The organism is Capnocytophaga sp. oral taxon 336 str. F0502, assembly GCF_000411575.1.
In the GTDB taxonomy this organism is placed as follows: domain Bacteria; phylum Bacteroidota; class Bacteroidia; order Flavobacteriales; family Flavobacteriaceae; genus Capnocytophaga; species Capnocytophaga ochracea.
This window is the reverse complement of record NZ_KE150490.1, coordinates 427,554-443,770: the sequence shown is the minus strand read 5'-3', so window position 1 is coordinate 443,770 and position 16,217 is coordinate 427,554. Positions and strand designations below refer to the sequence as shown.

The window sequence follows — 16,217 nt, the reverse complement described above, 5'->3', positions numbered from 1 at the left end:
AAAACGTTTCTACAAAATATATTGTAAAAATACCTGACTATCATTATATTCAACTTTGCCAAAGTCTAAAACTTTGGCAAAGTGTAGCGACAAAGAACTTTGCCAAAGGTCGTAGCACGACAAGCTACTAAAACCTTTGGCAAAGTGTAATGGTGTTCATTTACTAATTTGCTAATTTGTTAATTTCCCAATTTCTCTTTACAAAGTCGGCAAGTTCTTTACCTTTGAGGAGACCTTGTGAAAGTCGTGCTAAATCGAAGGCTTGCTTGATAAGGCTTTCTTTTTGAACTTCGTCTTTAGAGTGGAGGATAGCATCGGCTAAAGGAGAATTGCTATTTACCACTACGTGATACACTTCGGGGAAGCCTCCCATAGCGAACATACCACCTCCTCCGGTAGCACTCATTTCCTTCATACGGCGCATAAACTCGGGTTGATTGATAACGAATGGCGTATCATCGCTGTCTAAGTCTTCTAACTGCACCATATAGCCTTCTTTAGGAATTACCTTCTCGATTTCAGCTTTCAGCGTGTTTTTCTCTTCGTCGGAAAGTTTAGCAATAATAGGTTCTTCTTTTTGTATCAGCTTAGCTACAGGAGCAGCATCTACACGGGTGAAAGTAAGTTTCTCATTATCACCCTCTAACTTCTGTATTAAGTGTGATACAATAGGGCTATCCAACAACAACACTTCGTAGCCTTTTTCTTTGGCTTGCTCAATAGCTGTGTATTGCTGTTCTTTATTTTGAGCATATAACACTACCAGAATACCATTTTTGTCGGTTTGTTCAGCTTTTATTGCTTCTTTTAGTTCTGCCAAAGTGTAATACTTGCCATCGGTAGTGGGGTACAACATAAAATCGGCTGCTTTTTCGTAGAATTTATCATCGGTAAGCATACCATATTCGAGCACTATCTTAATGTCGTTCCACTTGTTTTGGAAGTCGTCGCGATTATTAGTAAAGAGTGATTTCAGCTTATCAGCTACCTTACGAGTGATGTAATTGGCAATCTTCTTTACATTACCATCGGATTGGAGGTAAGAACGCGATACGTTTAGCGGAATATCTGGCGAATCTATCACCCCTTTGAGCATTGTTAAGAACTCGGGCACTATACCTTCGACGTTATCGGTAACAAATACTTGGTTTTGATACAACTGTATGCGGTCTTTCTGCAACTGCATATCGTTAGTGAGCTTAGGGAAATAGAGAATACCGGTAAGGTGGAACGGATAATCTACGTTTAGATGAATGTAGAAAAGAGGTTCATCGAACTGCATTGGATAGAGTTCGTGATAGAATGCCTTATAATCCTCATCTTTCAAATCGGCTGGCTGTTTCGTCCAAGCAGGATTAGGATTATTGATGATATTATCAACTGTTACATATTCCGTTTTATAGTCGTCAGGGGCATTTTCAGGACGAGGTAACGGCTCTTGTTTTGTACCAAATTTAATTGGGATAGGCATAAAGCGGTTGTACTTGCGCAACAACTCTTCGATACGGAAGTCTTCCAAAAACTCAGTAGAGTCATCGGCGATGTGCAAGATAATTTCAGTACCGCGTTCGGTGCGCAGGTCAGTTTCCTCTAAGGTAAATTCAGGACTACCATCGCATACCCAGCGCACGGCTGGAGCATCGGTATAGGATTTGGTGATGATTTCCACTTGTTTGGCTACCATAAAAGCAGAGTAGAAGCCTAACCCAAAATGACCTATCACTCCGGCGTCTTTGGCAGTATCTTTATATTTTTCCAAAAACTCCTCAGCTCCTGAAAAGGCAATTTGGTTGATGTACTTTTCGACCTCTTCAGCGGTCATACCGATACCTTGGTCGATTATATGGAGGGTTTTATTGTCCTTATCGACCTTCACTTCGATGATAAGGTTCCCATATTCCACTTTTGCCTCGCCTATAGTAGTGAGGTGTTTCAGTTTAAGGGTTGCATCGGTAGCGTTGGAGATGAGTTCGCGTAAGAATATCTCGTGATCGCTGTACAAGAATTTTTTAATAAGTGGAAAGATGTTTTCCACAGAGACGTTTATATTTCCTTTCATTTTTATTTAGTTAAGAAGTAAGAGATAAGAGGTAAGACTCGTATCTCTTAATTTGTTATTTACTAGGGGGAATATAGCGAAAAGAGTACCAAAGTAGGAGGAGGTGACAAAATGGCAGGTGCGAGGTCGTAGCACGACGGGCAGATAGTGCAAGCCACACGAGCAGGTGCGAGCCGCACGGGCAGATAAACAAATGACGAAGAAAGGACGAAGAAAGGACGAACAAAAGACGAACAAAAGACGGTGCGAGCCGCACGGGCAGATAGAGAAAGGACGAAGAAATGACGAACAAAAGACGAACAAAAGACGAACAAAAGACGAACAATGAACGAACAATGAATGGTGATAAAATAAAGATAAGGTGAAGATATAATATATCAAGTTTTAACTTTGTAAAAGTTTGAAATTTTCACAAAGTGAGGACAAATATCTTGCAAAGTGTTGTTCAATAAAGGTTTTTTCCTATCGATGTTGATAAAAAGAGGACACTTAGTTTTTTTATTCCTGTAAAAATACTGTACCTTTGTCCGCTGAATACAAAACCTTACAGCAGTTACATTATTGAGTTATGTTTTTATTTTTTGATTTTAGCTTTCACCCTACCATAGAACTAGCTTTGCCTAATGCTTATTTAGCCGAAAAACAAAACGGATACACCTCGTTTTACAAGAAAGCTACCACAGAAGTATTACATAGTTTGACTAACTTTGAACTATCAGAAAGTGAAAAAAGGGCTTTAAGTATCGTAAATAGTCTACAACCTAATATTCTACATCAAAAATACATCAAAAAAGGGGATAGTTTTGAGGAAATATACAAAAATGCCCAAATAAAAAAGCATATTCAGCAACAAATAGAAGAAAAAACGGCTGAATTACTTTCTATTATTGCAGAAAATAGTTTGTTTATCACTACTAACCACAATCACAAAGACGATATCAGTAAGAAAATACTACCCATAAGCACGAATATAATTGAACCTCTATTGGAATTTACAAAAATTGAAGGGGGTATTAGTTATCGGTTGTTGTTACAGAAAGACGATGAAAAATTATTGCCTTGTGAAAGCCATATCGAACTGCTGAACAACTTATACGCTTGGATTGTACTCAAAGGGCAAGTAGTGCGAGTAGCACATATTAAAGCTTCGCACCTTAAACCTTTTTTGAATAAAGAAAGTAGCTTTATTCCCGAAAAAACTTTCCCCGAATACTTCGAGAAATTCCTTAAAAAAGTACTTAGAAATGCACAGGTAGAAGCAAAAGGCTTTAAAATTATTACTCAGAATGAATTAAAAGGTAGTGAATTGGATATTTTACACGATTTCTTTGCCAATCATTACAAAATATACATACACTTTGATTACAATGGTTATACTTTTGACAGTAATCAAGCGAAAAACAATCAGTCGAACTTAGAAATAAGCCCCAATAACGATATAAAAATATATAATTACCAACGAAATAAAGAAGAAGAAACAAGAAAGTATCGCCTTTTGGAACAGTTAGGTTTTGTGAACGACGGAGGTACTTTTTCAGTTGAAAGTAAAGACCCTTTTGCTTCGTATTTTCATCTATTGCACTGCAAAAAAGATTTGGAAGAAGCAGGTTTTGGCTTTCATACTTTTAGTATAGAAGGTGGAAAAGAGATCAGTGAACATCTGCCTGAGCTCATTTTTGCAGAAACAAGTACCGAAAACGATTGGTTTGACCTCAATATAAGAGTAAAACAAGGAGAAAATAGCTTTCATTTTAAAGATTTAATCAAGAATTTAAAAGAAAATAACCCTATTTACTTACTTCCTGATGGAAAATCCTTCATTATTCCTCAAGAATGGTTTAGTAAGTTTGGTAGTATTGCCAAATATGCACAAATTAGGCAGGAGAAACTGCAAATTAGCAAGAGTAACTATGCACTTTTGGAAGCTGTACCCGAGATAAAACCTCAGAACTTAGTAGAAAAAGTGAATTATACCCCCTCGCCTAACCTACGAGCTACCTTACGTCCGTATCAAATAGAGGGTGTGGAGTGGCTTTTACAACACTATTACAATGGTGTTGGGGCGTGCCTTGCTGATGATATGGGACTTGGGAAAACACTACAAACCATTGCCTTATTGGTGGCTATACACGATGCTTTACCCGAAAAAGCGATTGAAACTGCCGACCTTTTTTCAGGGATAGAAAAGAGTAAAGAGGCTCTAAAAGTATTGGTTATTCTGCCTTCATCGCTTATTTTTAATTGGTATGACGAGACTAAAAGGTTTGCCCCACATTTTAAATGCACACAATACGTGGGGGCTGACCGAAAAGTAAAAGCCAAACGCTTAGGCAATTACGATGTGGTTTTTACCAGTTATCCGATAGTAGAACGCGATATGGAACTCTTCCAAAAGTACGAATTTAGGTATATCATTTTAGATGAAAGCCAGCGTATTAAAAACAAGAACTCAAAGACATTCAAAGCTATACACACCTTAAAAGCGACTCATCGCATTGCGCTGAGTGGGACACCTATTGAGAACTCACTCAGTGACTTATGGTCGCAGATGCAATTTATCAATCCGAATATACTGAAAAGTTATGCTTCGTTTTACAAGAACTATGAAGTGGAAATCAGCAAAAAGAAAAACACACAAGCCTTAGAGGAGTTAAAGACTATTATCAGTCCGTTTTTACTAAGGCGGACAAAGGAGCAAGTGCTTGACGATTTGCCAGAAATGGAAGAGCAAATTATCTACTGTCCTATGAGTGAAGCCCAACACAAATGGTATGAAACAGAAAAATCGAAAGTGCGTAACCAGCTTTTACAAATTAATGAGCCAATCTCTGAATTTAATACTCTAAATATGCTAATGAGGCTTAGAAAAATAAGCTTACACCCTAAATTAGTGGACAAAGAGAGTAAATTTGCATCAGGAAAGTACGAAGAAGTGATAAATTATATGGAGGAATTGCTACAATCATCTCGAAAAGCACTTATTTTTAGCAGTTTTGTGAGTCATTTAGCACTTTACGAAGAATGGTGTAACAAAAAAGGGATAAAATATGCTAAACTAACAGGCGAAACACCCTCGTTTGAGCGCAAGAACCAAGTAGAGATGTTTCAGAACAATCCTAGTATATCGTTCTTTTTCATTTCGCTTAAAGCAGGTGAGGTAGGGTTAAATCTCACGCAGGCATCTTATGTTTTGTTATTAGACCCGTGGTGGAATCCGTTTTCTGAAAAGCAAGCTATTGGGAGGGCTCACCGTATAGGGCAACAAAATAAAGTGAACGTGATACGCTTTGTGAGCAAGGATACCATTGAGGAAAAAATCATCAAATTACAGAAAAGTAAAAGAGAACTTTCCGAAAACATTATTGATGAAAATCACATCATTAAGGAAGTAATGGAACAAATTGATAGCTTATTGGAATAATTTTTGTGCAATATTTTATTGTTAATTATCAATTATTTTTTACCTTTGCATTATTATGAAGATTAGATTATTTAAATTACCAAAGAACAAGCGCTTTAACTATACTCCTCGTTACTACGAAGGGAAGGAAGAAGGCAACCCTTTTGAGATGGGCTCACGCATTCGCAAAGACCGCGAAACCGTAACGAACCACTTCACGGAAGAATGGCGTTCTATCCGCAGTGAGAGTCGCAACCGAAAAAACGCAGGGGTAAACAAAACTTTTTGGATAGTGTTATTAGTATTAATATTGATAACTCTTTACTTCCTTGACTTTGATTTATCAATATTCAGAAGACATTAACAAAGTTACAAGAAAATATGAAAAAAACTATTGCAATTTGTCTACTCATAGCGGTGGCGATAGGATTAGGCTCTTTTTATTGGGTGAAACAGCAACGCGAATACAAAGAAGCAGAGTACAACTACCAAGTAATAAGAAAAGGGCTTTTAATACTCTCAGAGGAATATAATAAGGGCGCTGAGAAAGTGCAATACCTCAAAGAATATGAGGAAACTAAAAACAAAATCGTTAAAGAACATTAACAACATATTGTTACTATGAAAATAAAGAAAATATTAATGCTATCTGCTTTTTGGGTGACCATAGCTGTTAACGGACAAACAGCCTTTGAAAAGTTAGAAACCAATAAAGATATTAGCACTGTGGTAGTATCGCAGAAGATGTTTCAGATGCTATCAAAAATTGACAGTAAAGATGCGGAAGCTAAAGAGTTTATGGAAGTTGCTAATAAGCTCAAAGGAATGAAGATATTCACGACTGAGAGTAAAACGGCTGCTGGGCTAATGAAAACAGAAGCACAACAGTACCTTAAAACAGCAGGGCTATCAGAATTAATGCGAGTAAAAGACAAAGCTCAAAATGTGAAATTCTACACCAAAGAAGGGAAAGATGCTACCCACGTATCGGAACTGCTAATGCTTGTAGAACCGACCGAGACTTCAAAACAAACTATAGTATTATCGCTCACAGGCGATATAGACCTTAATAAAATAAGCGTATTAACCAAAAATATGAACCTCCCACAAGAGGTTAAAGAAATAAAGTAGCAGGAAAATGGCAAGATATGAATTAATTTTTCCTTCATTAGGAGAAAGTGTAACAGAGGCTGTTGTTACCAACTGGCTGAAAAAAGTAGGCGATCCTGTAGAAGCCGAAGAAAGTATTGTGGAAGTATCTACAGATAAAGTAGATACTGAAGTACCTACTGATGTGTCGGGTATATTGGCTGAAATCAAGTTTCAAGTGAATGACGTTGTGAAAGTAGGTGAAGTAATAGCTGTTATTGAGACACAAGAAGAGATTAGCTCTTCTGGAGAAGCGCTTGATGTTGTACAACAATCGGTTGCAAGTTTAGAAAAAAACATTGCTAACATACAACAAAGTACCTCAGCTCAGCCACAAATAGACTTCAGCAAAACAGAGCGTTTCTATTCACCTTTGGTAAAGAATATCGCTAAGAAAGAAGGCATCAGTTTAAGTGAGTTAGACAGCATCAAAGGAACGGGGGTAAACGACCGCGTAACCAAGAGTGATATTCTTGACTATCTATCGCATAGGACACAAGGAAAAGCAAAGCCTTCAGCTACTTTCGATGCTACTCCTGCCGATAAGAGAGTTTATACCAAACGCGGTGAAGAACGAATTGAGATGAGCCGTATGGGTAAACTCATTGCAGAGCATATGCTAAAAAGCAAACTTACTTCAGCACACGTACAAAGTTTTATTGAGGTAGATGTAACCCGTATATGGAAATGGCGCAATAAAGTAAAAAAAGCATTTGAAGAGCGCGAAGGTGAGAAATTCACTTTTACACCTATCTTTATGGAAGTGGTTGCCAAAGCACTTGTTGATTTTCCTATGATGAATGTCTCAGTAGAAGGAGATAGCATTATCAAGAAGAGAAATATTAATATAGGTATGGCTACTGCGCTATCAGACGGTAACCTAATTGTTCCCGTTATAAAAAACGCTGATGAGCTCAGTTTAAGAGGTATGGCAAAAGTAGTAAATGACCTTGCTAATAGAGCTCGTGCTAATGTACTCAAACCCGATGAAGTGAAAGATGGCACATATACAGTAACCAATATAGGTTCATTTGGCACTTTGTTTGGTACTCCTATTATTAATCAGCCACAAGTAGGTATCTTAGCAATAGGAGCTATCCAAAAAGTTCCTGCTGTAATTGAAACTCCAGAAGGAGACACAATAGGCATTCGTTATAAACTAATGCTTTCTCACAGTTATGACCATCGTGTTGTAAATGGAGCCTTAGGAGGAATGTTTGTACAGCGTGTAGCTAAATATCTTGAAGAGTGGGATATGAATAGAGTACTATAAAATAATTTCAATAATGTGATTGTATAGAAAAACGGGAAGTTTAAATTAAACTTCCCGTTTTTATTAGAATATGGTTTTTCTCATAGATGAGTCCTATAAAACTAATCTACATTGTCGTGTAAATAAGAATTGTTTTTTCTTATTTGCATCTCTCCTGCGCTATCTTTCCCCATAGAGGTACGTGATTGATTATTACTTCCAAACTTGTAGTTATAATCTTGCAAACGATTGGAACGAGAGCGTTTCATTACATCAGAGATTCTACTGTCAATAGGGTTCAAAGAAGACTCTATATCCTCTTCTTCTGCAAACATATCTAATTGACCTGAAGAAGGAGAAGTTTTGGACTTAGAATCCTCTTCTTTCTTATAAAGAATAAACTCGTTTGAGTTTTTATCTTCTGTAAAAGAGGTTGGCTTTGCTTCTATAAAAGTTCTTTCAAGCTCTGTATAGTCTTCTAAAGTATAACGAATTTCTCCCTCTTGATTTACAACAGGAGGATTCTTCCGGCGTTCTACTTGAGGTACTTCTTTATGAATATCCTCACTCAATTGGTGAATAATTGGAGCTTCTTTTTCGGGCTCTTCGTGTTTTACTGATGTTGGTTGCTGGGTTTGCACTTCAGCTTTTTTTTCAATAGTCTGAAAACTATTCTTTTTAGGAATAGACTTATCTACTATCACAAACTCATCATTTACAGCAGTAACTATTTCACAATCCACCCAAATATTAAATAAATCTGATAGCGAAGACTCTTTCTTTATTTCAGAGATTGAGGAAATAGGATAACTGCTACTTATAGCATTAACCACAGTTCCTTTGGGCTCTGTTAAATCACGAGTAGCTGTTTGATTTTCCTCAAGAATATGAATTACCTTTTTGGTTTCAGCGTTCACTATTTCTTGTTGTTGGTCAGCATCAAAGCCTGTGGCAATCACTATCACAGAAATAGCTTCTCCTAATGATTCATCTTCACCTATCCCATAGATAAGGTCAGCCATATTATCACCTGCTTGCTCTTGAATAAAACTACTTATTTCAGTAACTTCACGTTGAGTTGCTTCTTTTTTACCATAAGTAATCAAAAGAAGAGCATTTTTAGCACCTGCTATCTTATTATCGTTTAGTAAAGGAGAGTTTAAAGCAGCTGCTACAGCTTCATAAGCTCTATTATCACCTTCAGCTGAGGCTGAGCCCATAATAGCTGTACCCCCGTTTTCAAGTACGGTACGAGCATCGCGTAAGTCGATATTTACAAGGTAATGCTTACTGATTACCTCAGCCATACCTTTCGCTCCTTTTAATAATATCTCATTCGCCTTTCCATAACTCTCTTTAATACTCAAATCACCGTATATTTCGTTGATTTTATTATTATTGATAACAATAAGAGAATCTACACATTCACGTAGTTTCTTAATACCCGCTTGTGCTTGTCGACTGCGTTTTAAGCCTTCATAATTAAATGGAGTAGTTACAATAGCAACGGTAAGAATACCCATATCCTTAGCTTGCTTTGCTATTACGGGCACTGCTCCTGTTCCTGTTCCACCACCCATACCAGCTGTGATAAACACCATTTGGGTATTCCCCTCCAAAGTACGTTGGATATCCTCAATACTTTCAAGAGCCGCTTTTTCACCAATATCAGGATTGGCTCCTGCTCCTAATCCTTCAGTAAGGGTAACTCCTAATTGAATTTTATTAGGGATAGGGCTGTTTTCCAAAGCTTGTGCATCTGTATTACAGACTACATAATCTACCCCTTTTATACCTTCGTTGTGCATGAAATTCACGGCGTTGCACCCTCCGCCTCCTACGCCAATAACTTTGATATAGTTACTAATATTCTTTGGCAAATCAAATTGAATGTCCGAATTCATATCAAAAAAATCATAATTATTTGTTTCTACTTAATCTTCACTATCTAAGAAGTCCTTTAGTTTTTCATTTAATTTACTCCACCAGCCTCTACTAGTTTTATGTATCTCTAATTCATTATCTTCATCTTTATCTTGAAAAACATTTATTTTCGGTGAATCTACTATTGTAATAGGTTGTTTTTCAAGTGATGAATCCTGCAAATCTGCTGATAAAGGCTCCACTACCGCTCCCTTTCCGTTCTCTATTGTCTCTTGAGCTTTTACTTCCTGGAAGCGTTTTTTAAATTGCTCTTCTGCTTCATTTTCAATAGCGCTCATTACAAGACCTATAGCCGTAGAGTAAATAGGCGAAGTAAGTTTAGGGTCAGAGTTACCTGCTAAGTGCTCATTAGGATAACCTATGCGGGCATCCATTCCCGTAATATATTCTACTAACTGAACAATATGCTTCAGTTGGCTTCCACCTCCTGTGAGTACTACTCCGGCAAACAGTTTCTTTTTAGTTTCTTCGTGACCGTAATTTTTAATCACGTTAAATACTAAATTGATAATCTCACTTACTCTTGCGTGAATAATTTTAGAAAGGTTTTTAAGTGTTATTTCTTTAGGCTCCTTCCCTTTAATACCAGGAATAGATACTATCTCATTATCTCGGTTCTCTCCTGGCCAAGCCGACCCAAATTCTACTTTCAGCATTTCGGCTTGACGGGTGAGTATTCCACAACCTTCTTTTATATCATCAGTAATAATATTACCTCCTAAAGGCACTACGGCTGTATGGCGGATAATACCATCTTTAAAGATAGCTACATCGGTAGTACCTCCTCCTATATCCACTAACACCACTCCTGCATCTTTCTCCTCTTCGCTTAATACAGCTTTAGCAGAAGCAATAGGTTCCAAAGTAAGACCTATGGGCTTTAGATGTGCCATTTCCACACAACGAGTAATCCCTTTGATAGCGCTTACTTGCCCGATAACTAAGTGAAAAGTAGCATCTAAACGCGTCCCCATCATACCGATAGGTTCTTTAATATCTCCCACATTATCTACTTTATAGTCCTGAGGGAGTGCGTGAATTATCTTTTGTCCCGGTGAAAGTGCTATAGAGAACACCTGTTCTTTCAAGCGTTCTAAATCGTCAAAGTCTATAAGTTGTTCAGGGTCTGTACGGGTAATATAATCGCTATGTGAACGACTTATGATATTTTGTCCTGCGATACCTGCTTCTACGTTCTCAATTTCTAAGCCTGTCTTTTCTTTGGCATCTTGAATAGCATCCATAATAGATTGAGTAGTTTTAGCAATGTTAGTTACTACTCCTTTATTGATGCCTTCACTTTTAGATTGCCCATAACCTAAAATCTGAATCTTCCCGTATTCGTTCTTTGCCCCTACCATAGTTACAATCTTGGTAGTCCCGATATCTAACCCTACGTAATACTTGTTATATTTCATTTTTCACTTAAACAACTATATCTAGATGTATAGCCGATAATTTTTTGTTTAATTCGTTATTAATTAGGTCGCTCTATTCGTGTCTTTACACTTCTTTAGACGTAGCAAAGATATAGAAAAAAAGAAACTTTACAGCATTTTTTTATTAATAAGTTATCAACATTTTTATAAATAGCTGATAATCAATGTTAATAATTTACTAAATTTCTGCTTTATTCGCCTCAATTTTAGTCTTTTTATCTCTGTTTTTATCACTTTTGTGTAATCAATCGCTTACGTGCCCTCTCCAAATCTTCGGGGGTATCAATCCCTATGGTAGGAATATTGGTAAGTGCTAAACGTATTTTAAACCCATTTTCTAAATAACGAAGCTGCTCTAATTTTTCCGTTTCTTCTAATAAGGAAGGAGGTAACTCGGTGAACTGTTGTAATGCTTCTTTGCGATAGGCGTAAATACCTATGTGCTTGTAATAAGACACCTTGGTGTTAGGGTCGCGAGGAAAGGGAATGATATTCCTCGAAAAATAGAGTGCCTCTCCAAATTTGTTCACTATTACCTTCACATTGTTCGGATTTGCAATATCATCTGGGTCAGTAATACGCTCCATTAGGCTTGCTACCGCTATGCTTTTAGTAAGGTCTTTAGCAAAAATATCAATTACTTTTTGTAAGTTCTCTTTATCTGTAAAAGGCTCATCTCCTTGTACATTCACAATAACATCTACGTCTAAATCTCTTGAAGCTTCTGCCAAACGGTCACTGCCACTATTGTGTTCTTTTTTACTGCGAATTACTTTGCCTCCTACCTCTCGTATCGCTTTTTCTATACGGTCGTCATCAGTTACCACATACACTTCGTCAAACAAGCGGGTATCAGCTACACGTTCATAAGTATGTACAATTACAGGCTTGCCACAAAGGTCTTGCATCAGCTTTGCAGGAAAGCGGGTCGCTCCGTAGCGGGCAGGTATCATTGCTATCAGTTTCATCTCTAATTCAGTATAAACAATATTAATAACGTTAAGGGCATTAGCAAATCAGGAAGTATAATCCATACGTTCCCTTTGTTGAAATTGTGTTTTCGCTTCATCTCAGCAATGTGTAACAAGGCTGCTCCTATCAAGAATACACTAAACGGAATAGCCGTTGCCAACCAGAATCCGTCGCGAAACCAATGGCACAATATACCACAAATACCAATCCCCAACGACACAAACCCCAATTCTTTTTGAAAACCATTAGATACCCATCCTATGGTTTTAGCTACTTTCTCACTGAGTACCGAGTGCCCTACAAAGTTAAACAACCCGAAAAAGCCTACTCCATAAACCAAATGAGTATATAATGCGGTATATACAAAGCTTTCATCGAAAGAAAAAGCATACAGTACAACAGCTAATACCCAACAAATAAAATATACAACAAGATATATCATAGTATTGTAACGATATAAAAGGGACTATCTTTCTCTTGAGTTAGACAGTCCCTTTCTTTATATAATCATTTCTACTTCATTATTCTGCCACTTGGGGTTTCATCTGGAAATCCTCCATAAACTTAGTAGTGTAATTGCCTGCTAAGTAATCGGGGTCGTCCATTAGTTGCAAGTGGAACGGAATCGTGGTTTTCACTCCTTCTACTACAAACTCGTCTAAGGCGCGTTTCATCTTGGCAATTGCTTCCTCACGGGTTTGCGCTGTAGTGATGAGTTTCGCAATCATCGAGTCGTAGTTAGGCGGAATTACATAACCACTGTACACGTGAGTATCGAGGCGCACTCCGTGACCTCCTGGGGCGTGCAAGGTGGTAATCTTACCTGGCGACGGACGGAAGTCGTTATAAGGGTCTTCCGCATTGATACGACACTCTATGGCGTGCAGTTTAGGCGTGTAGTTCTTACCTGAGATAGGCACTCCGGCAGCTACCAATATCTGCTCGCGAATAAGGTCATAGTCTATCACCTGTTCAGTGATAGGGTGCTCTACTTGTATACGAGTATTCATCTCCATAAAGTAGAAATTGCGGTCTTTGTCTACCAAGAACTCTACCGTTCCTGCCCCTTCATATTTGATATACTCAGCAGCTTTCACTGCAGCTTCTCCCATACGCTTGCGAAGGTCGTCCGTCATAAAAGGCGACGGCGTTTCTTCGGTAAGTTTCTGGTGGCGACGCTGTATCGAGCAGTCGCGTTCTGAAAGGTGACAAGCCTTGCCGTATTGGTCGCCTACGATTTGTATCTCAATGTGACGAGGGTCTACAATCAGCTTTTCCATATACATCGCATCGTTACCAAAGGCAGCTCCTGCTTCCTGCATCGCGCTGTTGAGGGCTTTCTCGAGGTCTTCCTCTTTCCATACATCGCGCATACCGCGACCTCCCCCACCGGCAGTAGCTTTCAGCATCACAGGGTAGCCTATTTCAGCAGCTATCTTTTTAGCGTGCTCCAACGATTCTACGAGCCCGTCAGAACCTGGTACGGTAGGCACTCCTGCGGCTTTCATAGTCGCTTTAGCTGATGCCTTATCACCCATTTTTTCAATCATTTCAGGCGATGCGCCTATAAACTTAATGCCGTGTTCTGCACAAATCTTCGAGAATTTCGCATTTTCCGAAAGAAATCCGTAACCAGGGTGTATGGCATCGGCATTGGTAATTTCGGCAGCGGCTATAATATTAGGTATTTTTAAGTATGAATCTTTGCTGGGTGGAGGACCTATACACACAGCTTCATCGGCAAAGCGCACGTGCAAGCTGTCAGCATCGGCAGTAGAATATACGGCTACCGATTTGATACCCATTTCGCGACACGTACGTATCACGCGTAAGGCAATTTCTCCACGGTTGGCTATCAATATTTTTTTAAACATAATTGTTTGGTTTATGAAGGATCCACTAAATACAATGGCTGGTCAAATTCTACAGGTGAAGAATCATCAACCAATATTTTAACTATCTTACCAGAAACTTCTGATTCTATTTCGTTGAAGAGTTTCATCGCCTCAATAATGCAAATCACACTACCTTTGGCTATGGTAGAACCTACTTCCACAAATAGCGGTTTGTCTGGACCAGGACGACGATAAAAAGTACCAATCATCGGCGATTTGATAGTAATGTATTTGCTATCGTCATCGGCAGGTGTTGCTGGTTTGCTGTCAGCAGGTTCAGCTGTAGGAAGTTGTTGTACAGGCACTTGCTGTTGCAAAGGCAATTGCGGTAGCTGTTGTGCTACGGGCAATTGTTGTACAAACACTTGCTCTTTGCCACTTTCATCAGGGTTCGTTTTAATGGTGATTTTTACATCTTCCATTTCCAATTTCACTTCGCTTGCCCCCGACTTGGCAACAAACTTAATTAAATTTTGAATGTCTCTTAAATCCATACGTGTATTGTATTTTTCTCAATGGTTGTTCCTTATTTGTGATAAAGGGCTCCGTCGTATGCCCATTTTAAGTAAATAGCTCCCCAAGTGAAACCTCCCCCAAAGGCTGCCAATACTATATTGTCTCCTTTTTTGAGTTGGTTTTCGTAGTCGTTAAGAGCTAAGATGATGGTTGCCGAAGTTGTATTGCCGTACTTGTGAATGTTGAGCATCACTTTTTCAGCAGGTAATCCCATACGCTCGGCAGTAGCATCAATAATGCGTTTATTAGCTTGGTGAGGTGTAAGCCATTGCACTTCGTTTGAGGTCAAACCGTTGCGTTTAATAAGCTCCTCTGCTATGTCAGCCATTCCTGTAACCGCATATTTAAACACCGTTTTACCGTCTTGGAATACAAAATGGTCTTTGTTAGCCACTGTTTCAGCCGTAGTCGGACAGAGAGAACCTCCTGCTTTTATGTACAAATAGTTACGTCCTATACCATCACTTCTTAAGAGTTCGTCCTGTACGCCTAAACCTTCGTAGTTAGGTTCAAAGAGTGCAGCCCCTCCCCCATCACCGAAGATAATGCAAGTAGCTCTATCGGTATAGTCTATGATAGACGACATCTTATCTGCCCCCACCAAGAGTACTTTTTTATAACGCCCTGATTCTATGTATTTAGCAGCTACCGAAACCCCAAATAGGAAGCTCGAACACGCAGCTTGCAAATCGAATGAAAAAGCATTCACAGCGCCTATTTGCGACGCTACATAAGGACCTGTAAGGGCTACAGGCATATCAGGGGTAGCCGTAGCCAAAATAACTAAGTCTATTTCTTTGGGGTCGAGACCTGTTTTGCGAATAAGGTCTTTAGCGGCTTCAATTCCTAAAAATGATGAACCTTTATTAGGGTCTTTAAGTATGCGTCTTTCTTTGATACCTGTACGGGTGTAAATCCACTCATCGTTAGTATCTACCATTTTTTCCAACATTTCATTGGTTAGAACATCTTCAGGTACATAGCCTCCGATAGCCGTAATGGCAGCGGTTATTTTCTCCATCGTAATTCTCCAATTTAATTTTTATATAACTCACATAGTGATTATTAACTCCAATAAGTAGTTTTTTCACAAAGCCCACTATGTAAATTTGGGGCAAAAGTACATAATATTTTTGATTTAGCACCAATATGCAAAGAGTTTTTTACTGAATATCCTTTTAAAAGCTTATTTTTAATGATGCAAAATTTTTACAAATAAATAAAACCCTAATAAAATGAACTTTTAAACTATTATAAAACACCCTATCTCCACCCTGCTACTTAGGTTTGATTTGTTCATCATTCGTTTATGTATAAACTTTGCAGAAGTTTGAAACTCTAACAAAGTTAAAAACCTCCAATAATCATCTTTTTATCTTTACCTCAACTTCAACTTACCTTCGCTTTAGCATCGCTCTTCCTTCGTCTTTTTCTCATCTGCCCATTCGAATTGCACCGTCTTTTATTCGTCTTTTCTCTATCTGCCCGTGCGGCTCGCACCGTCTTTTGTTCGTTCTTTGTTCGTTCTTTGTTCGTTCTTTGTTCGTTCTTTGTTCGTTCTTTGTTCGTTCTTTGTTCGTTCTTTGTTCGT

Annotated in this window: 13 protein-coding genes; 5 read left to right on the top strand and 8 right to left on the bottom strand. The window is 38.4% G+C overall.

Translation table 11 applies throughout. From position 1 onward, the window contains the following. Window positions 1–163: 163 nt before the first annotated feature. Entirely contained in the window at window positions 164–2,059 is a 1,896-nt protein-coding gene (gene htpG, locus HMPREF1528_RS07660) for a molecular chaperone HtpG (RefSeq protein ID WP_016479289.1), read from the bottom strand. Between the two features lie 568 nt (window positions 2,060–2,627). Between htpG and HMPREF1528_RS07655 the strand changes: the two genes are divergently transcribed. Genes HMPREF1528_RS07655 through HMPREF1528_RS07635 form a run of 5 tightly spaced genes read left to right on the top strand, consistent with a single transcriptional unit; the run spans window position 2,628 to window position 7,881 of the window. Further along, window positions 2,628–5,480, top strand: coding sequence for a DEAD/DEAH box helicase (locus tag HMPREF1528_RS07655; protein ID WP_016479288.1), 2,853 nt, complete (start codon window positions 2,628–2,630; stop codon window positions 5,478–5,480). Window positions 5,481–5,535: 55 nt separating this feature from the next. Then, window positions 5,536–5,823, top strand: a complete 288-nt coding sequence (locus tag HMPREF1528_RS07650; protein WP_002672706.1) for a hypothetical protein — start codon at window positions 5,536–5,538, stop codon at window positions 5,821–5,823. Between the two features lie 17 nt (window positions 5,824–5,840). Continuing rightward, a complete protein-coding gene (locus HMPREF1528_RS07645; protein WP_016479287.1) occupies window positions 5,841–6,065 on the top strand; it encodes a hypothetical protein in 225 nt (74 codons plus the stop codon). 15 nt (window positions 6,066–6,080) lie between these two features. Beyond that, window positions 6,081–6,590 (top strand): DUF4252 domain-containing protein, encoded by a 510-nt coding sequence (locus HMPREF1528_RS07640; protein WP_002672710.1) that lies wholly within the window; start codon window positions 6,081–6,083, stop codon window positions 6,588–6,590. A 7-nt stretch (window positions 6,591–6,597) separates the two neighbouring features. Next, a complete protein-coding gene (locus HMPREF1528_RS07635; RefSeq protein WP_016479285.1) occupies window positions 6,598–7,881 on the top strand; it encodes a dihydrolipoamide acetyltransferase family protein in 1,284 nt (427 codons plus the stop codon). A gap of 101 nt (window positions 7,882–7,982) precedes the next feature. Here the strand turns inward: HMPREF1528_RS07635 and ftsZ are convergent, their stop codons facing one another. From ftsZ to HMPREF1528_RS07600, 7 genes are all read right to left on the bottom strand, one after another. Next, a complete protein-coding gene (gene ftsZ, locus HMPREF1528_RS07630; protein WP_016479284.1) occupies window positions 7,983–9,764 on the bottom strand; it encodes a cell division protein FtsZ in 1,782 nt (593 codons plus the stop codon). Between the two features lie 30 nt (window positions 9,765–9,794). Beyond that, a complete protein-coding gene (gene ftsA, locus HMPREF1528_RS07625) occupies window positions 9,795–11,222 on the bottom strand; it encodes a cell division protein FtsA (protein WP_016479283.1) in 1,428 nt (475 codons plus the stop codon). 251 nt (window positions 11,223–11,473) lie between these two features. Next, window positions 11,474–12,211 (bottom strand): 3-deoxy-manno-octulosonate cytidylyltransferase, encoded by a 738-nt coding sequence (gene kdsB / locus HMPREF1528_RS07620; RefSeq protein WP_016479282.1) that lies wholly within the window; start codon window positions 12,209–12,211, stop codon window positions 11,474–11,476. A 2-nt stretch (window positions 12,212–12,213) separates the two neighbouring features. Next, the gene (locus HMPREF1528_RS07615; RefSeq protein WP_009421359.1) at window positions 12,214–12,657 is read right to left on the bottom strand and encodes a DUF6790 family protein; all 444 of its coding nucleotides are present in this window, start codon (window positions 12,655–12,657) and stop codon (window positions 12,214–12,216) included. Between the two features lie 79 nt (window positions 12,658–12,736). Further along, window positions 12,737–14,089 carry an acetyl-CoA carboxylase biotin carboxylase subunit gene (accC, locus tag HMPREF1528_RS07610; RefSeq protein WP_002672717.1) on the bottom strand — a complete coding sequence of 451 codons (1,353 nt, stop codon included), beginning with the start codon at window positions 14,087–14,089 and terminating at the stop codon, window positions 12,737–12,739. A gap of 11 nt (window positions 14,090–14,100) precedes the next feature. Further along, a complete protein-coding gene (gene accB, locus HMPREF1528_RS07605) occupies window positions 14,101–14,604 on the bottom strand; it encodes an acetyl-CoA carboxylase biotin carboxyl carrier protein (protein WP_002672720.1) in 504 nt (167 codons plus the stop codon). A gap of 32 nt (window positions 14,605–14,636) precedes the next feature. Further along, the gene (locus HMPREF1528_RS07600) at window positions 14,637–15,647 is read right to left on the bottom strand and encodes a beta-ketoacyl-ACP synthase III (RefSeq protein WP_002672722.1); all 1,011 of its coding nucleotides are present in this window, start codon (window positions 15,645–15,647) and stop codon (window positions 14,637–14,639) included. Between the last annotated feature and the right edge of the window lie 570 nt (window positions 15,648–16,217).